The following is a 225-nucleotide window of genomic DNA, read 5'->3' as shown; positions in this document are numbered from 1 at the left end:
AGCAAGCTCCCTTGTGTTACCGCTCGACTTGCATGTGTTAGGCCTGCCGCCAGCGTTCAATCTGAGCCATGATCAAACTCTTCAATTAAAGTTTTTTGAAACCCGAAGGTTTCGGCTCAATGAATTCTGATTGCTTTATCAACCGAAGCTGACAAAGTCTTTGTACATATTACTATGAACATTCATCGTTGCATTGAGTTTAAATTTTTTGATTGCCAACATTCC

General features: G+C 40.4%; 1 rRNA gene. It reads right to left on the bottom strand.

Annotated features, from left to right (window positions below):
- Window positions 1-88: ribosomal RNA gene (locus H5202_RS23855) — 16S ribosomal RNA — on the bottom strand; the annotation flags it as partial.
- Window positions 89-225: the final 137 nt, after the last annotated feature.

Origin of the sequence: Shewanella sp. SG41-4 (assembly GCF_014164505.1) — a bacterium.
GTDB lineage: Bacteria > Pseudomonadota > Gammaproteobacteria > Enterobacterales > Shewanellaceae > Shewanella.
The sequence above is the reverse complement of the archived record's forward strand: the minus strand, read 5'-3'. Positions and strand labels throughout refer to the sequence as shown.